Annotated in this window: 18 protein-coding genes; 11 read left to right on the top strand and 7 right to left on the bottom strand. The window is 61.3% G+C overall.

The features are described 5' to 3' along the window. Positions 1-25: 25 nt before the first annotated feature. The 3 genes from A3C3_RS0120740 (at position 26) to dxs (ending at position 3,807) form a co-directional block, all read left to right on the top strand. Complete coding sequence (locus tag A3C3_RS0120740) at positions 26-793, top strand: SDR family NAD(P)-dependent oxidoreductase (RefSeq protein WP_022716504.1); 768 nt, start codon at positions 26-28, stop codon at positions 791-793. Positions 794-865: 72 nt separating this feature from the next. After that, complete coding sequence (locus tag A3C3_RS0120745; RefSeq protein ID WP_022716505.1) at positions 866-1,789, top strand: pirin family protein; 924 nt, start codon at positions 866-868, stop codon at positions 1,787-1,789. A 101-nt stretch (positions 1,790-1,890) separates the two neighbouring features. Continuing rightward, a complete protein-coding gene (gene dxs / locus A3C3_RS0120750) occupies positions 1,891-3,807 on the top strand; it encodes a 1-deoxy-D-xylulose-5-phosphate synthase (protein WP_022716506.1) in 1,917 nt (638 codons plus the stop codon). Between the two features lie 548 nt (positions 3,808-4,355). Here the strand turns inward: dxs and A3C3_RS0120755 are convergent. After that, positions 4,356-6,281, bottom strand: coding sequence for a methyl-accepting chemotaxis protein (locus A3C3_RS0120755; protein WP_033419748.1), 1,926 nt, complete (start codon positions 6,279-6,281; stop codon positions 4,356-4,358). Between the two features lie 319 nt (positions 6,282-6,600). On the opposite strand from A3C3_RS0120755, the gene A3C3_RS0120760 reads away from it, so the two are divergent. Further along, positions 6,601-7,347, top strand: a complete 747-nt coding sequence (locus A3C3_RS0120760) for a TlyA family RNA methyltransferase (RefSeq protein WP_028739842.1) — start codon at positions 6,601-6,603, stop codon at positions 7,345-7,347. After that, on the top strand, positions 7,344-8,594 hold the full coding sequence (locus A3C3_RS0120765; protein ID WP_022716509.1) for a class I SAM-dependent RNA methyltransferase: 1,251 nt from the start codon (positions 7,344-7,346) through the stop codon (positions 8,592-8,594). Before A3C3_RS0120760 ends, A3C3_RS0120765 begins: the two co-directional genes overlap by 4 nt. A 93-nt stretch (positions 8,595-8,687) precedes the next feature. Here the strand turns inward: A3C3_RS0120765 and mcpU are convergent, their stop codons facing one another. The 3 genes from mcpU to A3C3_RS0120780 form a co-directional block, all read right to left on the bottom strand. Next, positions 8,688-10,781, bottom strand: a complete 2,094-nt coding sequence (mcpU, locus tag A3C3_RS0120770) for a methyl-accepting chemotaxis protein McpU (RefSeq protein ID WP_022716510.1) — start codon at positions 10,779-10,781, stop codon at positions 8,688-8,690. Between the two features lie 205 nt (positions 10,782-10,986). After that, positions 10,987-11,739: a crotonase/enoyl-CoA hydratase family protein gene (locus A3C3_RS0120775; protein WP_022716511.1), complete on the bottom strand. Its 753-nt coding sequence runs from the start codon at positions 11,737-11,739 to the stop codon at positions 10,987-10,989. Positions 11,740-11,748: 9 nt separating this feature from the next. Further along, on the bottom strand, positions 11,749-13,527 hold the full coding sequence (locus A3C3_RS0120780) for an acyl-CoA dehydrogenase family protein (RefSeq protein WP_022716512.1): 1,779 nt from the start codon (positions 13,525-13,527) through the stop codon (positions 11,749-11,751). A gap of 200 nt (positions 13,528-13,727) precedes the next feature. On the opposite strand from A3C3_RS0120780, the gene A3C3_RS0120790 reads away from it, so the two are divergent. Further along, entirely contained in the window at positions 13,728-14,723 is a 996-nt protein-coding gene (locus tag A3C3_RS0120790) for a transporter (RefSeq protein WP_022716514.1), read from the top strand. 122 nt (positions 14,724-14,845) lie between these two features. After that, positions 14,846-15,223, top strand: coding sequence for a VOC family protein (locus A3C3_RS0120795; RefSeq protein ID WP_022716515.1), 378 nt, complete (start codon positions 14,846-14,848; stop codon positions 15,221-15,223). A 181-nt stretch (positions 15,224-15,404) separates the two neighbouring features. On the opposite strand, the gene A3C3_RS0120800 is transcribed toward A3C3_RS0120795, so the two are convergent. Beyond that, a complete protein-coding gene (locus A3C3_RS0120800) occupies positions 15,405-15,884 on the bottom strand; it encodes a BA14K family protein (protein ID WP_022716516.1) in 480 nt (159 codons plus the stop codon). Positions 15,885-16,044: 160 nt separating this feature from the next. Then, positions 16,045-17,289: an aromatic ring-hydroxylating oxygenase subunit alpha gene (locus A3C3_RS0120805; protein WP_028739843.1), complete on the bottom strand. Its 1,245-nt coding sequence runs from the start codon at positions 17,287-17,289 to the stop codon at positions 16,045-16,047. 371 nt (positions 17,290-17,660) lie between these two features. Here A3C3_RS0120805 and A3C3_RS0120810 point away from each other — a divergent pair, with 371 nt between their 5' ends. Genes A3C3_RS0120810 through A3C3_RS0120820 form a run of 3 tightly spaced genes read left to right on the top strand, consistent with a single transcriptional unit; the run spans position 17,661 to position 20,749 of the window. Further along, complete coding sequence (locus A3C3_RS0120810) at positions 17,661-18,269, top strand: DUF6656 family protein (RefSeq protein ID WP_022716518.1); 609 nt, start codon at positions 17,661-17,663, stop codon at positions 18,267-18,269. A 55-nt stretch (positions 18,270-18,324) separates the two neighbouring features. Continuing rightward, complete coding sequence (locus tag A3C3_RS0120815) at positions 18,325-19,299, top strand: L-threonylcarbamoyladenylate synthase (protein WP_022716519.1); 975 nt, start codon at positions 18,325-18,327, stop codon at positions 19,297-19,299. A gap of 19 nt (positions 19,300-19,318) precedes the next feature. Continuing rightward, positions 19,319-20,749 carry an FAD-binding oxidoreductase gene (locus tag A3C3_RS0120820; RefSeq protein ID WP_376774876.1) on the top strand — a complete coding sequence of 477 codons (1,431 nt, stop codon included), beginning with the start codon at positions 19,319-19,321 and terminating at the stop codon, positions 20,747-20,749. Between the two features lie 12 nt (positions 20,750-20,761). Here the strand turns inward: A3C3_RS0120820 and A3C3_RS0120825 are convergent, their stop codons facing one another. Then, positions 20,762-22,975, bottom strand: coding sequence for a DUF1217 domain-containing protein (locus tag A3C3_RS0120825; RefSeq protein ID WP_022716521.1), 2,214 nt, complete (start codon positions 22,973-22,975; stop codon positions 20,762-20,764). 295 nt (positions 22,976-23,270) lie between these two features. Here A3C3_RS0120825 and A3C3_RS0120830 point away from each other — a divergent pair, with 295 nt between their 5' ends. Beyond that, the gene (locus tag A3C3_RS0120830) at positions 23,271-23,837 is read left to right on the top strand and encodes a DUF6101 family protein (protein ID WP_028739845.1); all 567 of its coding nucleotides are present in this window, start codon (positions 23,271-23,273) and stop codon (positions 23,835-23,837) included. Positions 23,838-23,859: the final 22 nt, after the last annotated feature.

Below are 23,859 nucleotides of genomic sequence, written 5' to 3' on the forward strand. Positions count from 1 at the left end.
CCAACAGCAGAGGGAACAGTTCAGAATGACGGATAGGCTGAAGGGCAAGGTTGCCATCATCTCGGGCGGTGCGACCGGCATGGGCGGCGCAGCGTCAAAGCTGTTTGCCGCCGAAGGCGCTCGTGTCGCGATCATAGACCGCAATGGCGAGGCGGCGGCGCAGACCGCCACGGCCATCCGGGATGCAGGCGGTGAAGCGGATTACTGGATTGCCGACGTTTCCGACGAGAAAGCGGTGAACACCGCCGTTGCCGGTATCGAGGAGCGCTATGGCGCCGTTACCGTGCTCTTCAATCATGCGGGCACCATCGTCATCAAGCCGTTCCTGGAAACGACGCTTGAGGAATGGGATTGGCTGCATGCCGTCAACGTGCGCTCGATGTTCCTGATGACAAAGGCCGTGTTGCCGAAGATGATCGCGGCAGGCGGCGGATCGATCGTCTGTACCTCGTCCATCTCCGCCGTTGCCGCGACGCCGATGGAAGTGCTCTATGACACGACCAAGGGTGCAGTGCATATGTTCGCGCGAGCGATTGCGGTGGAATTCCGCGACCGCAACATCCGCTGCAATGCAGTCTGCCCCGGCTTCATCCGTACGCCGCACGGCCTTCGTGAGGTAGCCGACTTACAGGCGTTTGGCGTCGATCTTTCCGACGCCGCGATTGCTGCGCAGCAGGGAAGGATCGGCGAGCCGGAAGATGTAGCGAGGGCGGCGCTCTATTTGGCGAGCGACGAATCCAGCTTCGTCAACGGAGCCCATCTCTTCGTCGATAACGGCTTCACAGCCATCTGACGAACATGAACCCTTTCGCGGCGGCCCGCCAGGCGCTATTGCTGGTTGCGCCCTCGTGCTCGGAGAACCGCCATGTCCTTCTTCCCCGGTAAAGACCCGCTGCCCGGTGACGCCTTCGCCTGCGACGCCATCGAGAATCTGATCATTCCGCGCACCAGCGATATCGGCGGTTTTCAGGTGCGGCGAGCGCTTCCGACGCGGCAGCGCCGGCTGGTGGGGCCGTTCATCTTCTTCGACCGGATGGGACCGGCGATTCTGAAGCCTGGCGAAGCGCTGGATGTGAAGCCGCATCCGCATATCGGATTGTCGACAGTCACCTATCTTTTCGATGGCGAAATCCGGCATATGGACAGTCTTGGTACCGAGAAGGTGATACGGCCCGGCGATATCAACCTGATGACGGCCGGGCGCGGCATCGTGCATTCGGAGCGCACGCCCGACAATCTGCGTGGTCACCCGCTGCTGATGTCGGGCCTGCAGACCTGGCTGGCACTACCGGACGACAAGGAAGAAATCGACCCTTCGTTTGCCCATACGGAAAAAAGCGAGATGCCGCTGATCGATGAACGTGGCGTGAGAGGGCGCGTCGTCATCGGCTCCTTCGAAGGCATGACGTCGCCGGTCAAGGTGTTTTCGGACACGCTCTATGCCGATCTCGATATTGAACCAGGCGCCAGCTTCCCCTTCGGCGCGGCCCATGAAGAGCGCGCAGCCTATGTGCTTTCAGGCGAAGTCATCATCGCCGGCGACCGCTTTGCCGCGGATCAGCTGCTCGTCTTCCGGCCAGGCGACGCAATCACGCTTGAGGCAGGTCCTGCGGGCTGTCATCTGATGCTCTTTGGGGGTGCGGCGCTGAATTCGAAGCGGTACATCTGGTGGAACTTCGTTTCCTCCTCCAAGGAGCGTATCGAGAAGGCGAAGGAGGAATGGCGCACGGGCCGCTTCGACATCGTTCCGGGGGACGAAGAGGAATTCGTGCCTTTGCCTGAAGGATGAACTCCCTTAGAATTATGGGGTTGCGGTTCTTGAAATGCACTTGTTTTGCCGCAATCTAATCGAATAAGCAAAGCAAGAACCATAAGAAAGAGCTCCCGCCCGTGACACATCAGCCGAAAACCCCGCTGCTCGACCAGGTCAAATATCCCGCCGACCTGCGCAAGCTCGAGGATCGTGACCTGCCGCAGCTTGCGCGCGAAGTCCGAGACGAGATGATCGATGCGGTCTCGCGCACCGGCGGACATCTGGGCGCGGGTCTTGGCGTCGTCGAACTGACGATCGCCATCCACAGCGTCTTCGATACGCCCGAGGACCGGTTGATCTTCGACGTCGGCCACCAGTGTTACCCGCACAAGATCCTTACCGGCCGCCGCGAGCGGATCCGCACGCTGCGTCAGGAAGGCGGCCTTTCCGGGTTCACGCGGCGCGCCGAGAGCGAATACGATCCCTTCGGGGCGGCGCACTCATCGACCTCGATTTCCGCGGGTCTCGGCATGGCGGTCGCCGCCGAACTGAGCAAGACAGACCGGCGCGTGATTGCCGTCATCGGCGACGGCGCGATGTCGGCCGGCATGGCTTACGAGGCGCTGAACAATGCCGGCGCGCTCGATGCGCGGCTCATCGTCATCCTCAACGACAACGATATGTCAATTGCCCCGCCGACGGGTGCCATGAGCGCCTATCTCGCCCGCCTCGCCTCCGGACGGACCTATATGGGCTTTCGCGATTTCGGCAAGAAGCTGACGGCTTATCTCGGCAAGAAAGTCGACCGGGCGCTCACCCGCGCCGTCGAGCATGCGCGAGGCTACGTGACCGGCGGCACCATGTTCGAGGAAATGGGCTTCTACCATATCGGCCCGATCGATGGACATTCGTTCGAGCATCTGCTCCCGGTGCTGCGCAATGTGCGCGACAACGCCGAAGGTCCGGTGTTGATCCACGTCGTGACGCAGAAGGGCAAGGGTTATCCGCCTGCCGAAGCCGCCGCCGACAAGTACCACGGCGTCAACAAATTCGATGTCATCACCGGGGCGCAGGCGAAGGTGAAGCCGAATGCGCCGAGCTATACGAGCGTCTTCGCCGAGGCGCTGGTGCAGGAGGCAACGCTCGACGACAAGATCGTCGGCATCACGGCGGCCATGCCGAATGGCACTGGCCTGGACAAGCTTGCCGAAGTCTTCCCTGCCCGCTGTTTCGATGTCGGCATCGCCGAGCAGCATGCCGTCACCTTCGCGGCCGGCCTCGCCACCGAGGGTTACAAGCCGTTTGCGGCGCTCTATTCCACCTTCCTGCAGCGCGCCTACGACCAGGTCGTCCACGATGTCGCAATCCAGGGCCTGCCGGTCCGTTTCCCGATCGACCGCGCTGGTTTCGTCGGCGCCGACGGCCCGACGCATGCGGGTTCGTTCGACACGACATTCCTTGCGACGCTTCCCGGCTTCGTCGTCATGGCTGCGGCCGACGAGGTGGAACTGAAGCATATGGTGCGCACGGCGGCGGCTTATGACGCCGGCCCGATTTCATTCCGTTATCCGCGCGGCGAAGGTGTCGGCGTCGAAATGCCGGCGCGCGGCGAAATCCTGCAGATCGGCAAGGGCCGCATCGTCAAGGAAGGCACCAAGGTTGCGCTGCTTTCCTTCGGCTCGCGGCTCGCGGACTGCCTGCTTGCGGCCGAAGATCTTGAGGCTGCCGGCCTTTCGACCACGGTTGCCGATGCGCGTTTCGCCAAGCCGCTGGACCACGGCCTGATTCGCCAGCTCGCCCGCCACCACGAAATGCTGATCACCGTCGAAGAAGGCGCCATCGGCGGCTTTGGCAGTCATGTGCTGCATTTCCTTGCGATGGAAGGCCTGCTTGAAAGCGGCCTGAAGGTCCGCTCGCTCACCATGCCCGATATCTGGATGGAGCAGGCGAAACCAGAGGTGATGAACGCTCATGCCGGTCTCGACCGCGCAGGCATTGTTTCCACCGTCTTCCGGACACTCGGCCCCGGCGCGGCCGTGGGGGTTGCGGGCTGACGCCATCTGGGGCCTTGGGCAGCGCGCAGGCTCCCCCAAAGCTACCAATCTACTTCTTTCCGTCCGGTGTGCCGCCGCACTTCCCGGCGGCGGCAGGTCAGCCGCAGGTGACAGCTGCGGCGACGCCGCATCTGATCGACGCAGGCGTCCGATTGCTGCCTACGCGCCGGAATATGCGGGGGTCCTCGCACCGCTTTTCGAACGCGAGATCCTATACCGAGCCGGCCGCAGGCGGGTCTGCTGCAGCAGATCGCCAATGGTAAAAGCCGGCTGAACCAGATCGGCCGCCCAATCGATTTCGTGCGCAGATCAGGCTGCAGGAGGCGCGGCGCCTCATGGTCGTCGAAGGCATGAAGGCGGCCGAAGCGGGATTTCCCATTGCTACGACAGCCCGTCCCAGTTCAGCGGCGACTATGTCCGGTTCCACCATTGCCACCGAAAGGCGACGTCGAGCGAATGCGCGGCATCCAGGGCATTTAGCACGCAACAAACGAGAAGGGCGGCCAAACCGTCCGCCCCCCTCTTATATTCCAGATCGATCAGCGATCTCAGAATTCCGTCCAATCGTCTTGGACGGCTGCGGCGGTTGCCGCCTTGCCGACGAAGGCGCTGGCGAGCTTGTTGGTCAGCGCGCGGGCGGGCGATGCAACAGGGCGGGCGCCGGACTGCCCGGCAATCGCACGGGGTGCGGCTGCCGGTGCGGCCTGGCCGAGCTTGAACTGTTGCAGCAAGGCGTCCAGCGCGTTGGCTTCCTGAGCCAGCGCATGGCTTGCCGCCGTTTGTTCTTCGACCATGGCAGCATTCTGCTGCGTGCCCTGGTCCATATTGTTGACGGCGGTGTTGATCTCCTGCAGGCCGATCGACTGTTCGCGCGTGGCGGTGACGATCGCGCCGATATGGCGGTTGATCTCCTGGACCTCGCTTACGATCTCGGCAAGCGCCTTGCCGGTTTCACCGACAAGCGAGACGCCGGTGTTGACATGGTCGCCGGAGGTCGTGATCAGCGCCTTGATCTCCTTGGCGGCGTTGGCGGAACGCTGGGCCAGTTCACGCACCTCCTGGGCAACGACGGCAAAGCCCTTGCCCGCATCACCTGCACGGGCGGCCTCGACGCCCGCGTTCAAGGCAAGCAGGTTCGTCTGGAAGGCGATGTCGTCGATGACGCCGATGATGTTGCTGATCTCGCCCGAGGACTTCTCGATCTGCTGCATGGCAGTGACGGCCTTGCGGACAACATCGCCGGAGCGCTCGGCACCGAGACGCGCACGCTCGACCAGATGGCCGACATCTTCGGCGCGCTTGGCGCTGTCGCGGACGGTCGTCGTGACCTCTTCGAGAGCTGCGGCGGTTTCCTCGACAGCAGCAGCCTGCTGTTCGGTGCGGCGGGCGAGGTCGTCGGCGGCGGAGCGGATTTCGCCGGCGCCGGCATTGATCGCCGAGGCATTGCGGCCAACCGCCTGGAGTGCAGACTGGAGCTTTTCAGCGGCATGGTTGAAGTCGTTTCGCAGGCTGTCGAAGTGAGCGGAGAAGGGCGTTGCGATCCGGCTTGCGACATCGCCGTTGGCGAGGTTCGAAAGACCACCCGCCAGACTATCGATCGCAAAGCGGATCTCGGCTGCCTCGCGGGCCTTCTCCTCGTCGGAGAGCTGGCGCTGGCGCTCGGCCTCGTCGCGCATGCGGTCCGTCTCGCCGGAAAGGCGCTGCTTTTCGATTGCGGCCTCCTTGAAGACCAGCACCGATTTCGCCATCAGGCCGACCTCGTCGCCGCGGTCGAGCGCCGGCACGTCGATATCGTTGTGGCCCGCTGCCAAGCGGCCCATGGCGACGGTCATGCCGACGATCGGCTGCGCGATGGTACGCGATAGAAGCCAGGCGAGCACGGCTGCGGCAAGCGATGCAGCGATGCCACCGACGATCAGCGTGAAGGTCAGATCCTTGTTGGCGTCGAGCTGGGTTGCGGCAAAGGCCGCCGACTTTTCGCGGGCGACAGCCTTGATCTTGGCGGAGGCCTGACGGAAGCCGTCGAGTTGTCCCTTCGTGGCGTTAACACCGATCTTGACGACGTCTGCGATCGGCGTCTCGGTTTCCTTGCGGGCTCTGGCCTGCGGTTCGGCAAGTTCGTGGAAATAGAGATCGGCCGCCTTTTGCATGCCGTCGATCATCCCGATCAGTTCCGCCTCGCCTGCAGCTGTCTGCTTGGCAGCAGCAATCGCCTTCAGCATGCGTTCGCGATTGGCGAAGATATCGCCATAGGTGCTGTCGCTGCGGAAGAGGATGAAGCCACGCAGGTTGACGGCCTGCTCCAGCATCGCCTGCAGCGCGTCGTCGATGTGATTGACGAGGAGCTCCGATTTCTCCTGTTCGGCGGCAGCCGCAGCCGACGCGTTTGCCTTGCTGTACACATAGGCTGAGACGGAAATGAAGATGAGAATCAGCGCGGCAAAGGTTGCGGCAAGCTTTCCCTTCAAGGACATGTTGGCGAACACCGGTCAACTCTCCTGACAAAAACGGCGAAACAAGCCGCGCGAGACGCAGCGGCAGAGCGAATTAAACTGAAACATGATCTGCAGGTGAGGTTTTGATGCCATCATGGCAGGGAACGGCCCGGGCGGACCGCTGCAATCACCGCGAAGCTATGGGCACCGGCTTTAAATTTGCTTAATCTGTACTGCCCAAAATTTGGGGAGGAATTGTTTCCACGCGCTTCGCATTTCCTCGAAATGCCCTGGTCTCATCTGCGGCGACGGCAACAAAAGGCTTGCAAGCAGCGGCTTTGCCGGTCATGGACAGCCGATGTCCGATCAGAATACCCAGCGCCTCGACCAGCTTCTCGTGAGCCTCGGCCTTTTTTCCAGCCGCTCGCGGGCACGCGATGCCGTAAGCCGTGGCACAGTGAAGGTCGGCGGCGCTGTCGTGACAAAGCCGGGCGCTCTCTTTGCCGAGGACGCCGTAATCGAGGTCGATGATCCGGCACAGGATTACGTCTCCCGTGCCGCGCTCAAGCTCATTGCGGCGCTCGATCATTTCCATCTCTGTCCGGCAGGCCACCACTGTCTCGACATCGGTGCTTCGACAGGCGGCTTCACGGAAGTGCTGCTGGAGCGCGACGCGGCACATGTGACCGCCATCGATGTCGGTCACGGGCAGATGCATCCGCGCATCGCAGGCGATCCGCGGGTCACGAATATCGAGGGGCTGAACGCCCGCAATTTGACGGCAGAGGATATCGGCCGGCCAACCACCTTCGTCGTGTCGGATGTTTCGTTCATTTCGCTGAAGCTCGCGCTGGCGCCTGCGTTGCAGATCGCCGAGCCTGGCGCCATTGCAGCGCTTTTGGTAAAGCCGCAATTCGAAGCCGGACGCGAAGCGATCGGCAAGGGCGGACTGTTGAAGGACCCCTCCTCCGCGCCTGCGGTCGCGGCGGAGCTCGAGCGCTGGTTCGCCGAAGACATGGGCTGGAAGAGCCTTGGGCTCATCGCTTCGCCGATCGCCGGCGGCGACGGCAATCAGGAATTTCTACTCGCAGGAACGAAGCCGTGAGCACCGAAACAGTCACCATCCAGAAACTCGGCGGCCAGGGCGACGGCATTGCCGACGGCGCGGATGGCCCGATTTACGTGCCCTTCTCACTGCCCGGCGAAAGCGTGGCGATCGCGCGTGTCAAGAACCACGGCACGATCATGTCGATTGCCAAGCCTTCGGTCGACCGGCAGGATCCGCCCTGCCGCCATTTCGGCCCGGATGGCGTCAACGGAACTTGCGGCGGCTGCACGCTGCAGCACATGGCGGATCAGCCCTACCGGACCTTCAAGCGGCAGCTGGTGATCGACGCCCTGAAATCGAAGGGCATATCGGCCGAGGTCGGCGAACTCGTCCCGGCACATCCCGGCGAGCGGCGGCGCGTCGTCTTTGCGGCACGCAAGACCGAGAAGGATATGCTGATCGGCTTCAACCAGGCCGAAAGCCACCATATCGTTGCGATCGAGGAATGTCCTATCTCGTCGGCGGCGATCCTTGCACGGCTGCCGGCGATCAAGGCAATTGGCGCAGCGCTTGCGACCAGCGCCGAGGCCTTTCGCATTTCGGTTCTCGAAACACTTTCCGGGCTCGATCTCGCCGTCGACGGGATCAAGAAGATGCCGGACCCGCAGCGGCGTAAGGCGATTGAAACCGTGCTTGGCCTTCGCGGCATCGCGCGCGTTTCGCTGAATGGCGAAATCCTGGTCGAGCCATCCAAGCCGATCGTCGAGTTCGGCGGTGTGCAGGTCTCGCCGCCGGCTGGCGGCTTCGCGCAGGCGACGAAGCCAGCCGAAGAGACGATGGCCGAGCTGGTGCTTGCCCATCTCGGCAAGGCAAAGCGCATCGCCGATCTCTTTGCGGGCGCCGGCACTTTTTCTCTTCGGCTTGCCCGGATCGGACGTGTGCATGCCGTCGAAGGCGAGGAGAAGGCGCTCGCCGCGCTCGACCAGGCGGCGCGCAAGGCACAAGGGCTGAAGCCGGTCAGCGTCGAGAAGCGCGATCTCTTCCGCCGCCCGCTGATGACGTCCGAACTGAAAGTCTATGACGCGGTGGTCTTCGATCCGCCTCGCGCCGGAGCGGAGTTCCAGTGCCGCGAGCTCGCCCGTTCGACAGTGAAGAAGATCGCCGCGGTCAGCTGCAATCCACTGACACTGGCGCGCGACCTCACCATTCTCATCGAGGGCGGTTACCGGATCACCGGCGTCACGCCGATTGACCAGTTTCTCTGGACCTCGCATGTCGAGGTGGTGGCGACGCTGGAAAAATAGGCCCGGGCTCTCGCTGAGCCGCCATTGCGATCCTGCGCGCGAACGAAAATGCCCGCACAACGCGGGCATTTTTTTGGTTTGAAGCGGCAGGGATCAGGCGGCGCGGCGGTTAGCCGAAGCCGTCATTGCGTGCGCCCCGGATTGTAGGTTGAACTGCGCCAGAAGCTGCATCAGCTTTGCGGCCTCGGTTGCCAGGCCGTGGCTTGCCGCTGTCTGCTCTTCGACCATTGCAGCGTTCTGCTGTGTGCCCTGATCCATTGTGTTGACGGCCATATTGATCTCGTGGAGGCCGGTCGATTGCTCACGGGTGGCCGTGACGATCGCGCCGACATGGCGGCTGATTTCCTGCACCTGCAGAACGATCGCCTCCAGTGCTTTGCCGGTATCGCCGACCAGCGTCACACCGGAGCGAACCTGGAAATTCGAGGCCGTGATCAGGCTCTCGATCTCCTTGGCCGCCTTGGCGGAACGCTGCGCCAGTTCGCGAACTTCCTGCGCGACGACGGCAAAGCCCTTGCCTGCCTCGCCGGCACGTGCGGCTTCGACACCGGCATTGAGCGCCAGAAGGTTGGTCTGGAACGCGATATCGTCGATGACGCTGATGATGTTCGAAATCTGCTCGGACGACTGCTCGATGCCGTTCATCGCATCGACCGCCTTGCGGACGATCTCGCCGGATTCTTCGGCGCCGGCGCGTGTGCGGTTGACGAGATTGCCTGCTTCCTCGGCGCGGCGGGCGGTGTCCTTGACGGTGGTCGTGATCTCCTCGAGTGCTGCGGCAGTCTCTTCGACTGACGCTGCCTGCTGCTCCGTGCGGCGGGCGAGACCATCGGCAGCCGTGCGGATCTCCGACGCACCGGCATCGATCGCATGCGCGTTGCGGCCGACTGTCTGGAGTGCCGCGTGCAGCTTGCCGACGGCCGTGTTGTAGTCGCTGCGGAGGCGGTCGAGATGCGCGGCGAACGGCGTTTCGATGCGGTGGGCGAGATTACCCTCCGAAAGCGCTCCGAGCGCACCCGCCAGCGCGTCGACGGCCGTACGGATTTCTGCCGCCTCCAGCGCTTTTTGCGCTTCGCGGTCCTGACGCTCGCGCTCGGTCAGTGCGCGGCTGGTCTCGGCCTCGCCTTCCAGGCGCTCGCGATCGATTGCGTTGTTTTTGAAGATGGCGACCGCTTCGGCCATCGAGCCGATCTGATCGCGGCGTTCCTCACCGGGAATGGCGGCAGAGAGATTGCCGGCTGCCAGGTTCTGCATCGCAGCCGTCATGGCGGTGACCGGGCGGATGACGAGACCGTGCAGCAGCCAAGCCATGGCGACGATCATCAGGCCAACGGCGAGAAGCGTGGCGATGGTCGCGGCGATGCGGAACTCGTTCAGGGACGCGAAGGCCTTGTCGCCGTCAACGACGAAGCCGAGATGCCACTCGACCGTCGGCAGGCCATCAACCGGCAGAAAGCTGACGAGAACCGGCTTGCCGTCGAATTCGCTCTCGACCAGGCCGGGACCGATCGACGGCGTCGCGTTCGGGAAGGCATCGGCAAGCGTTTTGGTAACAAGCTTGGCATCCGGATGGATGACAATCTGGCCGCTCTTGTTGACCAGGAAAGCCATGCCCTGGCCGCCGAGATCGATCTCCTTGATCATCTTCACCATCGTATCCAGCGAAAAATCGCTGCCGACTACGCCGGCGAGCTTGCCGTCGCGCTTGACCGGAACGGCCGCACTGATGATGAGATCGCCGCTCGAGGCGTCGGTGTAGGGCTCGGTCAGTACGGGCGCATCGGCCTTGGCTGCGTCCTGATACCACGGGCGCTTGCGCGGATCGTAATCTGCCGGAAGCGGCAGGTCCGGCCAGGACGTGAACACCCCCTGTTCGTCGCCGAGATAGGTACTGACGAACTGCTTCGTCAGGACGTCGTTCTGCAGCACGCTGACAACGCCGGCCCGATCGCCGGCCTTTGCGGAGGCGTTCGCGGCCATCGCGGTCAGCGCGACGCGCCCGTTCATCCAGTTGGCAAGGCTGCGTGCAGCCTGCTCGCCGGAAGACTGGATATTCGCTTCGATCGCGGCCGTCGTGACGCTGCGCTGCACCGAATTGATATAAGAGGAAAAGGCGACAAAGGCCGCGAGAACGACGGCGGACGCGGCGACAAGGATGCGCGTCATCAAATTCGTCTTCTTTTTCAAGATGCGTTCCTTTCGGATCGTCTGCCGTCCCGTCGGCGCGCAGGAACGCGGCGGGAACGCTGAACGGGCAGAGGGCTCATGGAGACAAGGATGCGCAAAGCGCCTCATGCGCCCGGACGACCGAATGGAATCAACTCGTCACCCCCTGATTATTAGGGGTTACTTAAAACAGGCTTAAAATTTAGCAGAAATCCTGCGTCCGGCATCAGCGGCGCATGAAGGCCTCGAAAGCCGCACGGGCTTCGGCGCTCTTCAACTGTGCGGCAAAATGCTGGGCCTCGTCATCGATGCGCGCAATGATCTCGGCACGGTCGCCGCGGATGAGATGACGAGCAATCTTCAAGGCTTCCGGCGGCTTGGCGGCGAGTTTTGCGGCGGCCGCAAGGGTTAGGGATTCAACGTCCGGCGCGGAGCAAACCTTCCAGACCAGTCCGGCATCCTTTGCCTCCTGCGCGGAGAATGCTTCACCCGCAGCAAGCAGGGCGAAGGCGCGCTGATGACCCATGATGCGCGGCGCAAGCAAGCTGGAGGCAGCTTCGGGCACGAGCGCCAGATCGACGAAAGGTGTGCGAAACTGGCTGCGGTCGGAGGCGACCGTCAAATCGCAATGCATGTGCATCGTCGTGCCGATGCCGATCGCCAGCCCATCGACGCCGGAAACCAGCGGCTTTTCGGCATTGACGAGCGCATTGAGGAAATCGAGGAGCTCCCGGCCAAGGGAGCCACCCATCGCCGCCGCAAGGAAGTCGCCAATATCGTTACCTGCGGAAAAAGCGCCTTCTGTGCCGAGGAAGACCGTCGCGCGGATGGTGATGTCCTCATTCGCGGCCTTTAGCGCTTCGGTCATCCGCACATACATGGGGCGGGTGATCGCGTTCTTCTTTTCCGGGCGGTTGAAGCGAATGATCTGTACGCCGGGATGAGTAGCGGATTGTTCGACGATGATGTGGTCGGACATGAATGATCCTCAGGCAAGAGCAATGCGGGCTGCCGCGAGACTATCTGCGCCGTTGATGACGCGATCCTTCAAGGCTGCGGTTTCCGACAACAGATTTTCGGCGGCAAAGCGGCAAAGCGCAATGCGGCTTTCGTGCGCACCGTCAGATACCCTGGCAAGCCCGCCTTTGGCGAGGTAGGAGCCGGTCAGGGCGAGCCCGAAGAGGCGCTGATAGGGCGTCGCTCCCGAAAGGGCCTCGGCCACCTTGCCGTCTGCCTGCACCTTCAAAAGCCAGCCGGTTGCCTGTTCGAGATCGGCGATGGCCGAATCAAGCCGTGCTGCCGTTTCGCCAAAGCCATCGAGATTGGAACTGCGCACCTGATCGGCGATATCGCGAAGTTCGGCGAGGAAGCCTTTCACGTGATCGCCGTTCGAAAGCGGCAGCTTGCGGGTGACGAGATCGATCGCCTGGATTCCGTTGGTGCCTTCGTAGATCGGCGCGATCCGAGCGTCGCGCAGGAAGCGGGCAGCGCCCGTTTCCTCGATGAAGCCCATGCCGCCATGGACCTGAATGCCGAGCGAGGCGACGTCGACGCCGGCATCGGTCGAGAAGGACTTGGCGATCGGCGTCAGAAGCGCAGCGCGTTCGTGCCAATGCTGCTTGTCTCCGCTGGCGCGATGCGACATGTCGATCGCATGGGCGCAAGCATAGGAGATGGCGCGGGAGCCTTGCGTCAGCGCCTTCATCGTCAGCAGCATGCGGGCAACGTCGGGATGTTCGATGATCGGGCTCATGCCGCTGCCGCTCCAGCCGGGCGCCCTGCCCTGCGTGCGCTCCATGGCATAGGCGATCGCCTTCTGCGTTGCGGCTTCGGCGATCGCGACACCCTGCATGCCGACCGTCAGACGGGCGTTGTTCATCATCGTGAACATGCAGTTGAGGCCCTTGTTCTCCTCGCCCACGAGCCAGCCGACCGCCCCCTTCTCGCCGCCGAACCTGCCGTCTCCATAAATAATCGTGCAGGTGGGCGATCCATGGATGCCCATCTTGTGTTCCAGCGAATGGCAAAAGACGTCGTTGCGGCGACCGAGCGAGCCATCGTCGTTGACAAGGAACTTCGGCACCAGGAACAGCGAAATGCCGCGCGTGCCGGCCGGTGCATCAGGCAGGCGGGCGAGGACGAGATGGATGATGTTGTCCGTAGCGTCGTGCTCGCCCCAGGTGATGAATATCTTCTGGCCGAACAGGCGATAGGTGCCGTCATCGCGCCGCTCGGCCCGGCTCTTCAGCGCGCCGACGTCCGACCCTGCATGCGGCTCGGTGAGGTTCATGGTGGCAGTCCACTCGCCGGAGATGAGCTTCGCCAGGTATTTCTGCTGAAGTTCCGGGCTGCCGTGGGCACTCAGCGCCTCGACCGCACCCATCGTCAGCGTCGGGCAGAGCGCGAAGGCCGTGGCGCCGGAATTCCACATTTCAAGAGCGGCTACGTTCAGCATGTTAGGCAGGCCCTGGCCGCCATATTCCTCGGGGCCCGTCAGTCCGTTCCAGCCACCTGCAATCCAATCCTGATAGAGTTTCGCCCAGCCATCCGGGGTCTTCACTTCGCCGTCAACCAGACGAGCACCCTGCCTGTCGCCGATCTCGGCCAGCGGGGCGACTTCTTCCGTCGCGAAACGACCGGCTTCGTTCAGGATCGCATCGACGAGATCTTCGCCGAGGTCGCCGAGCAGGCCTTTATCGATCGCGTCGCTCAGCCCTGCGATGTGTCTCAGGGTGAACGCGATGTCCTCGACGGGCGCCTTGTACATATCATCTCCTCGCATCTCAATCGGAACCGTGGTTCCAAGCCTCCGGTGGAAGAGCTATTTGATTTTTACGTAAACGTCAATTTCGAATTCGGCGTTTCAGAATTGACGATATCTTGCCGCTCGCAGGTCTTCACACTTGCACAAACAAACGTCATGGAGAATCTCTAAACAGACTGATCGCATCGAAAGGATCGCGACCGATGGATACATTGCCCGCCAATATACCCGGCCTCGTCTGGGCCTACAGTTTTCCGGGAAGAAGCGGTAAGGCAGTGCGCCTGCACAACAGCGCGTTTCCGGCAGAACTGGTGTCCGGCAACGGCTTTTACTGGCTGCATCTCAACCTCGCCGATGCGCGCGTCCCTGCCCTGCTCGAAACGCTGGACGGCCTTTCCGAAGATGCCAAGGCGGCTCTCACCACGCGCGATACGCATGCTGCGCTTACCGTGGACGAGCAGATGCTCTACGGCACGCTCATCGATTGCCAGCGTGAATTCGATCAGGATACCAACGATCTCGGCTGGCTGCATTTCGCGATCGCCGATCGCTTCATCATCACCACCCGTCTGCAGCCGCTGCGCAGTGTCGAGCGGGCGCGCGCGATGATCGAAAAGAATCCGGCAAAATTCTCCCGGCCGGTGGACCTCTTCGAACTGCTGGTGATCGAGTTTCAGCGCACGCTGATTTCCGTTGTCATGGAGCTCACCGAAGAGCTGAACCTCATCGAAGACTTCGTCTACGACAGCGTTTCGCGCGATGAGCGGCGGCGGCTGGCGCCGGCACGCCGCACGATCGTACGCCTCCACCGGCACCTCAGAAACGTGTTGACGCTCATGCGGCGTGCCTCGGCCTCCGACGAGGACGAGATGCCCTTCGGCTTCGAGGATATCGCCGGCCGGCTAACGAGCAGGCTGGAATCGGTCGACCACGATATCTATGCATTGCAGGAGCGCGCCCGCTTGCTGCACGAGGAAATCGACTCGAAGCAGTCCTCCGAGACCAACCGACACCTCTACATCCTTTCGATCATGACCGCCTTCCTGCTGCCGCCAACGCTGGTGACCGGCTTCTTCGGCATGAATACGGCCAATCTACCCTTCGCCGAAGGACCTGGCGGTACGGAATACGCGGTGGCGCTCCTTATCGCTTCGGTGCTGCTTGCCTGGTGGCTGCTCAAGCGGGTCAATATTCTTTGACAAGAAAATTCGCTGTCGGAGCACTGCTTGCCATGGACGCATATCGAAATACGCAGAGTAACTGCAATGGATGGGTTGCGTGCCGGCTCGCACTTCGTCCCGCAGAAGAATAAGATCACGACATGAAAGTGCGTGCACTCGACCATATCGTACTCTGTGTAAATGACGTTGCGGTTACCTGCCGTTTCTATGAACGCGTTCTCAGCATGGAGGCACGGGAAGAGCGACCCGGTAAGTGGTCATTGCATTTCGGCACGAACAAGATCAGCCTTCAGGACGCCGGTGCATCGCCAAACATAGCCCGCGAAACTATCCCTGGCAGCGGAAACTTCTGTTTGCTAACCGATACTCCGCTGGATTCGGCCATCCTGTACTTCAAGCGCCAAGGCATAGAAATTGTCGAGGGGCCGGGCGAGCGTGACGGAGCGATGGGCAAAATCCTGTCCGTTTACTTCAAGGATCCGGACGGCAACCTCGTCGAGGTGAGCAATCAGCTCTAGCAACACCTCGAATGACCGCATCGAGTCGAGACGAAGCCTTTGCGGCGCTGGGGGTTCGTTCTCTGGCGCAAAACAGCCACCATTGTACCGTCCTCACGACGTCAGCCGGCGGCATTTATACTCAACATCGAAAAGCCCGGCAGTGCTGCCGGGCTGATCGGTTCAAAAATTGCACTAGGCCTTAGTTGTAAGGCGAATAGCATTGCTGACGTGGGCCGTTGTAGGGCTGGAACGTATTGTCGTAAGCCCGGTACGAACGGTAGCGGTTTGCGCACCAGGCGACGTGACCGCCGCCGCCACTATAGGCCGGCGGGGCAACGTAGCGCGGCTGCGAGGCGATCGCGCCACCGATTATGGCGCCGGCACCGAAAGCAGCCAGCGGATACCAGTAGCCGTTATAGTGACGATAGCCAGGGCGCGAATAGCGATACCCGCGATATCCGCCATAGTAACCAGAGCGATATGCGGGACGGTAGCCGGGATAGTATCCGGGACGATAGCCCGGGCGATAGTAACGGCGATACTGAACGTTCTGCACGTCCGAGGATTTTTCCATCTGCGGTGCTGCCGGCATCTGAACGGCCTGGGACGGCACGAAGCTCGTCAGGACAACAGCGGCGGAAAAGACGGCGGTGGCAATTTTCTTACTGAGCACATTCATTGCATTCTCCAATCCCCAAGCGCGAAATCTGGCCTCGCCTGTAACGTATGAGTGCGGAAAATGTTCCCAACCCGCGCCGTTCGGCATGGATCGAGTTTTACCGGAACGCAAATGAACCGGGGATTAACCGGTTCATTTTCCGCGATTGGAACGGGAAAAGTCAGGCGACGTCGGAAAGCTTCGCCTGATCGCCCTGGAGGCGGTTCACCATGAAGTTCGAATACCATTCGAGGAACTGCATGACGCCGCCTTCATGGAGCATCGAGTAGGGACCGGGCTCATAGGCCGGCGAGTGGATGCCGAAGGCGTTCTCTTCGACGATGCGGCGGTCCTGATCGTTGGTTTCCGTCCAGACGTGCGTGAGTTCCTCGAGATTGTAGTCCACGCCTTCGACGGCGTCCTTGTGCACGATCCACTTCGTCGTGACGGCTGTCTCGTTGGCGCTGAGCGGCAGGACGCGGAACGAGATCGCGTGGTCGCCGAGCAGGTGGTTCCAGGTCGTCGGATAGTGAAAGAGCAGCATGGTGCCGATGCGGTCGATCTTCACATCCTCCGAAAGCGGGCGCTTGACGGCACTCTTGCCGGACATGGTGTAGCTTTCGGCATCCTCGATCAGCGGCATGCGGGCGGTGCGGAACTGGCCATCCGGCGAAATCTGGAACTTGCTCGGAAGGCCCGCCGCCTCGCAGCGTGCCCAGTGACCGGCGATTTCCGGGTCGTCGGCGCCACCGTCCGTGCCAGTGACGCTCGGGGCTTCCGGATAGGTGCGGCAGAGTTCCGGATGGTTGGCAGCGCAGTGATAGCACTCGCGGTTGTTTTCCCAAACGAGCTTCCAGTTGCCCTTCTCGATAATGGTGCTCTGGAAGGCGATCTTGCCTTCGCTCAGACGGTGGGGAAGCAGATAGGGGCTGACCATGTCGCGAATCGGCTGGAAGTCCGGTGCCCTTTCTGCCAGGCAGATGAAGATGTAGCCCGCAAAGCTCTCGCAGTGCACGGGCTTCAGGCTGTAGCCGCTCTTGTCGAAATCATCGCCCATGTGGCGGGCGAAGGCGAGCTTGCCGTCGAGGTCATAAGCCCACTGGTGATAGGGACAGACGAGGCGGACCGACGAGCCGTGCTCCTTGGTGCAGACACGCGAGCCGCGGTGGCGGCAGCTGTTGTGGAAGGCACGGATGACGTTGTCGCGGCCGCGTACGATGACTACGGGATACTGGCCGATCTGAACCGTGAAATAGGCGCCAGGCTTCGGCAGTTCGCAATCATGGCCCATGAACAGCCAGTCGCGATAATAGATCATCTCCATATCGAGCTTGAAATAATCTTCATCGATATAGAAAGGCTGCTCAAGGCTGAAGCCTGCGCGCCGGTTCTTGAGCTGCCGCAAAACGTTGCTGCGAATATCCATCTGTTTATCCTCGTGCCATAGGCTGCCGCCGCGAAGCCGGGATGGAAGCGCCCGCTTCTTCTCCATGCGGGAGAACTATCATGGGGTCATTTAAACACCGGCCATGACTGCCGCTTGGTTGTAATGCGACATCGGCTTCGAAATTGACGACAGCGTGGCGAGGCAACACGATTTTCGGGCCCCCGCCACAGAGCCTCAAATGCGACATCCGACAAACTCAAACCTGACAGCAGAATCCACCTGCATTCGCCGTCATTATCGCATCTGCGACGCCGTTTCGCCACACGCTCCCGCCATCGTGCGCTTTAACTGGCCATTAAGCATAAACTCCTATGTTTCCCTTATCAGACAAAGCAGATGGAATGCGAGCCATGGCGAAACTTCGCTATTTCGACGCCAAAGGAGATGCCGGGCCGCAGGACATGAAGCCTGCAGCGCCGCATTCCGAATTTCTTCGCACCGGCAAGATCACCCGCGATCGTGCGCACTGGCTCGCGGAAGAACGCCGCTACCTGAGCTACCGCGAAGTAAGCGAGAAAACCGGCCGAAAACTGCAGACGGCAGGCATAAAGGCGCATCAGCAGATCAATGGCTTCCACCGCACGATCCAGTTCCCCAAGATGGTGTTCCACCGGACGCTCGCCGACAGCCCGCATCTCGGCTACTGCCATGTCACGGCAGCCCGGACGAAATTCGCTCGCTACGAGGAGGTCAGCTGGGCCTTCTATATCGCCAATTTCTACGCAGACATCGGCGACAACGACAATTTCTTCCATCACATCGATATCAAATATTCCCGCATGTATTTCGCCGTCGCAATCAAGCCCGGCGAGCATACGCCGGAGAAAATGACGATCGACCGCTCCATTCGCGGCAACGGCGTGCTCTTCAGAACCGACGATCCGCAGGTGGCGATCAGGAATGTGCTTCTGCTTGGCGCCCGCAACGAACAGCTTCGCGAAATCATCCGCCAGCTCTGATATTGATCGCAAGCTTTCAAAGGCCTATGGGACTGCCTGGAACAACGGGCGGCACATGGCACGCATAATCGACATCGCAGAACATCGACATGAAGCGCTGCAAATGGCGACCGCCGTGCTCTCGGAAGGTTTTCCCGTCGCCATTCCGACTGAGACCGTCTACGGCCTTGCTGCCGATGCTACCAATGCGGTGGCGATAACCCGTATCTACGAGACCAAGGGCCGCCCCCGCTTCAATCCGCTGATCTGCCATGTGAGCGATCTGGCGATGGCGGAAGAGTATGCGGAGTTCGATCCGGTCTCGCGCGCACTGGCGGAAGCCTTCTGGCCAGGGCCGCTGACGCTCGTCCTGTCCTTGAAGGCGAAAAGCCAGATCCATGCGCTGGCAACTGCCGGCCTGGATACGGTTGGTATCCGTGTGCCGAAAGGCTTTGCGGGCGATCTTATCCGCGCTTTCGGCAAACCGCTAGCCGCACCGAGCGCCAACACATCGGGCAGGATCAGCGCCACCAGCGCAGCGCATGTCGACGCCGATCTCGGCGGCAAGATCCGGCTCATCGTCGATGCAGGCGCCAGCACCGTCGGCGTCGAATCCACCATCGTCAAGGTCGAGGACGGCGAACTGAAACTGCTGCGACCTGGTGGGCTTCCGGCTTCCGAGATCGAGCGCATCGCCGGCAAGCGGTTGCGGCGTGCCGGCAAGGCATCCGCAGCAATCGAGGCTCCCGGCATGCTCGCCTCGCATTATGCGCCCGGTGCCAATGTCCGTCTCGATGCCGGGGCTGTTAAAAGCGACGAGGCCTTGATTGCCTTCGGCGCGGCCGATGTCGCGGGTGCGAGCGATGCCGCCATCGTGCTCAACCTCAGCCCCTGTGGCGATCTGGCGGAGGCGGCTGCCAATCTTTTCGACTACATGAAGAAGGCCGATGCCAGCGGCGCAGCGACGATCGCCTTTTCGCCGATACCGGACGAGGGACTTGGCGAAGCGATCAACGACCGTTTGCGGCGTGCCGCCGCGCCGCGCGAATAACAAGGAAGGAATGAGCTCGATGAGCGCCAGCGTCTTGCCCGAACTTCTCGACCGCTTCGCCGCAATCGTCGGCGAGAAATACGCGCTACGCAGCGAGGCCGAGCTTGCCCCGCACCTGATTGAGAACCGAGGCCTCTATCACGGTTCCTCCCCTCTCCTGCTCAAGCCCGCGAATGTCGAGGAGGTTTCGGCCATCCTCAAGCTTGCGACGGAAACCGGCACCGCGGTCGTACCGCAGACGGGCAATACCGGCCTCGTCGGCGGCCAGACGCCGCGCGAGGGCAAGTCGGACATCATCGTCTCGCTCGAGCGGATGAACAGGATCCGCGACGTCGATCCGGTGGCGAACGTGCTGGTTGCCGACGGCGGCGCAATCCTCGCCGAGGTGCAGAAGGCGGCCGAGGCGCATGGCAAACTTTTCCCACTCTCGCTCGGCGCCGAAGGCTCCTGCCGGATCGGCGGCAACCTCTCGACGAATGCCGGCGGAACGGCGGTGCTGGCCTATGGCAACATGCGCCAGCTTTGCCTTGGCCTCGAAGTGGTGCTGCCGACCGGCGAAATCTGGGACGGCCTTCGCCGCCTGAAGAAGGACAATACGGGCTACGACCTTCGCGATCTCTTCATCGGCGCCGAAGGCACGCTCGGCATCATCACCGGCGCCGTCCTCAAGCTTTACCCGCAGCCGCTCGGCCATCAGGTCGCCTTTGCAGGACTCAACTCCGTGGAGGAGGCGCTTGCCCTGTTCAATCTGGCGGGCAGCCTCTGCGGCACCTCCCTGACCGGCTTCGAGCTGATGCCGCGGTTCGGTGTCGAGATCACCGCCAAACATATCGAGGGCGTGCGCGATCCGCTGGACGCGGCTTACCCGTGGTATGTGCTGATCGACATCTCGACCTCGGATTCGGCGGAAACCGCCGAGCGGATGATGAATGCGCTACTCGAACAGGGTTTTGAGGCGGGCCTGGTAGAGGACGCGGCGATTGCCTCATCTGTCGCGCAGCAGAAGGCGCTGTGGCATATGCGCGAGAGCATGTCCGAGGCCCAAAAGCCCGAAGGCGGTTCGATCAAGCACGATGTTTCTGTGCCGGTCTCGAAGATCCCGCATTTCATGCACGAGGCCGGCGACGCCGTGATGGCGGCAATGCCCGGCGCTCGCATATGCGCCTTCGGCCATATGGGCGACGGCAATATCCACTATAACATTTCCCAGCCGCTCGGCGCCGACAAGGACGCCTTCATCGCCCGCTGGCATGAGATGAACGAGATTGTGCACGGCATCGTTCTGGCACACAGCGGCTCGATCTCGGCAGAGCACGGCATTGGCCAGCTCAAGCGCGACGAGCTCGCCGCGATCCGCCCCACCATCGAGATCGACCTCATGCGCCGCATCAAGCGTGCCTTTGATCCGGCGAACATCATGAACCCGGGCAAAGTGGTCAGCGTGGAGTAAGAACGTGGCGGCTTAACCGCCACCGGTCAGAATCTGCAGCGCCGGCGATTGGGTCGTGACGTTCTGAATGTCGTACATCGCCGTGAACCGCTTCACCAACTTGTCGACCTTCTTCTTGTCGGCAAGATCCTTCAGGTCCACAAACTTTTCGAGAAGCGCAACCTGCTTCTCGACATCCATGCTGGAGATCTGGCTCGGCAGGTTGTAGGCGGTGGTGATGACCTGGAAGAGCGCCTTGTCGCCTAGGATGGAATAGAGCGAGGTGATATCCGGCGCCTTGCGGGCGAAGTAAAGCGCCAAGCGCGTGCCGTCGTTCGTCTCGCCTTCCTGCGTCTCGAGCGTCTGCTGCAGATAGGCGTCCTGCGTGCGATCAAGCGCACCCTGATCCTGGACGATGCCCAGCTTGGCGCGCGTGAGATTGCCGGCCGTGTCGAAGTTAAAGTCGGCGACGATGTTCTTGAACTTCGAGTCCGCCTTGGTGTTCAGATAACTGATTGCATCGTCGGGATCGGATGTGAAAATCTTGTGCAGCGTTTCTTCGTCGTAGTCCTTCGGATCGAGACCGACAGACTTGAGAATGAGACCGGTCAACCGGTCGTCCTCCAGGAAATCGTCGAGAGACTGCACCGATTCCATGGTCTTGGCGAAATAGTCGACTTCCTCGGTCGCATCTTTGGATGCCTTGTCCTTCAGGGGGCCGTCCTTCATCAGCATGGTGACATGCGACTTATAGTTCGTCGCATATTTGGCCATCGCGGCGGGCGACAGTGCCTGCAGCTGGATCGACGCGTTGCCTTCGCCATCGAAATTGAAGGCTCTCGCCAATTGGGTGATGCGGTCGTCTTTGAAGGATGCGACATAGCCCTCTGGGTCGTAGGGATCGCTTGCGAGCAGCTTGCGCATGGCGGATTTCGACAGTTCCTCTTCCGTCAAGCCGTAAGCCTGAAGCGCAACCTGATAGAGGTCGGGCAGATCGTCGTTCGTCTTGTCTAGATCGCCGGTCTTGTTGGTTTTCAGGAAATCGTTGATGCTGTCGACGTCGGAGAAATTGTCAAGCGTCCTGGTATCGGACATGCGTGTCTTGTAGTTGGCGACGATTTCCTCGATGGCCGCTTTCGCCTCGTCGTCGTAACGGGCCATGTAGTTAACGGAAGTTGCCTGGATCAGGGAATCCGATTGCGGGCCGTCAGGCCCGAGGACGCTTCCATCGGCCTCAAAGCTGAAGGCCTGATAGACAGCCGTGGCACCCATCGTATTGGCATAGGCCGGATCGATAAGGATTTGCCTCAAGGCCGTGTCGCTCAAGTCCGTGCCGAAGCTGCTCGGGCCAAGACTGTAAGCGGCCTTGATGTAGTCCGTCAGGCGCTCATCGGCGATGAGGCTGTCAACGTTGGTGATCGTCTTGATCTTGGATTCGTAGTAGGTCTTGTTGTAGTCGGCGGCGGCCTTCGTCGTATAGACGATATCCGGAAACACGTCGTTGTCGACAATGACGGTCGACGAATTCAGATTGTACTGCTCCATGACCGTGTTTTTCTGGGTCGCAGTCTGGACCGAGCCATTCACCGTGCCGTCTGCATTGAAATTGAACTGCGCCGCGAGCGCCTGGTACTTCTCACCGCCCTGAAGGTTCACCACGCTGTTCGGATCGTTGAGATCGCTGGTCAGCACATCCCGCAGAAACTGCTTGGACGCGTAGGTCGTATCGATGCCGAACGTCTTCAGCACATAGGTGCGCAGCCGCGTATCATTGACGAGATCATCGACTGTTTGCACGTCAGCAATCGCCGCGCTGTAATAGTCGGTGTCCTTGATCGCCTGCTTTTCCTGATCGGTGAACGATGCGTTGTACCTGTCGATCAGGTCGTCTTCCTGCGCATCCGTCTGCGCATCGGGCTTGGGCGCATTAAAATTGAACGCCGCCGCGAACTGCTTGTAGCGCTGGTCCGAAAGCTTGTTGGCGAAACTGTCGGGGTCGGTCAGGTCACTTTCCAGCACCTTCTTCATGAAGGCCTTGGCATAGGTCATGTCGTCGAGGCCATAGGCCTTCATCGCGTAGCTGTAGAGCTTGTAATTGCCGAGGAAGTCGTCGACGTCCTTCACCTTATTGATATTCTCGGCGTAGTATTCGGCGTCCCTTTTGACCGTCGCCTGCGAGGCAATGCGATCAAGACTCGTCTTCGGGTCGCGACTTATGATCGCGTAGGCAACGGAGGCGGAAATCATGAATGCGCCCTAAAAAATAATGCAGGATCCTGCGCGCATTTTGCCATGCAAAGCTTACCCGAGACTTACCTGACGCTGTCCCGCTTTGGCGCAGCCATCCTCGCCGGTCCGTTCATGGTCCGGAAACCTTGCCACATTGGTTTTTGATAACCATCGGGGAAGGCAAACTTTTCTTAACCGCAAATTTTAAGTGGTCCGGAAGAGGCCCCGCCTATTGTCGAGGCGTAGAGGGCGAAAAAGCCCCGAGGAGAAGACCGGAAACCGGCTCTCAGGTAAGACAAGGGTAGAAATGAACATGAACAACACCGTTATGAAGCCCGCTTGGGCTGGAACGACACTGCGTCTCGATCCGTCGCGCTTTCCCCAGCAGGTCAGCTACGCCATCCACGACTCCACAAGTGACGTCAGCATAACGATCGATGAACGCGGCGCCATCCTCCGCAAGACCCTTCCCTCCAGCGGCCTGCCGCTTTCCGTTGCCCTGCCGAAGCGCGCCTTCAAAGGCGTTGCAGCCCGGGCGATCGACCACGGCAACGGGGAAGTGACCGTAACGCTGGAATTGCACCACGAAGACCCGGATCTCTGCATTCCGCTGCTTGTCGCCCACGATCTCTCCGATATCGCGGCCGACTGGCGGGGCTGGTCGGAGGCATTCCGCATTCCGATGCTGATGGTGGAGGCCGACGGCGTTGCACGCCCTCTCGAGGAGCACCTCGGCGAATTGCGTACCAGCCACATGAAACCGCGCCGGCGCCATTCCTATTTCGCCAATCGCCGTCCGCGCTTCCTCGTGCGCCGCACGACCGGCAAGCTCGGCGTGACAATGAAGATTGAAGGCAAGGAAATTATCGCCCGCAATTAAGAATTCGGCGAGTGACCCAATC

Origin of the sequence: Rhizobium mongolense USDA 1844 (assembly GCF_000419765.1) — a bacterium.
Classification (GTDB): Bacteria; Pseudomonadota; Alphaproteobacteria; order Rhizobiales; family Rhizobiaceae; genus Rhizobium; species Rhizobium mongolense.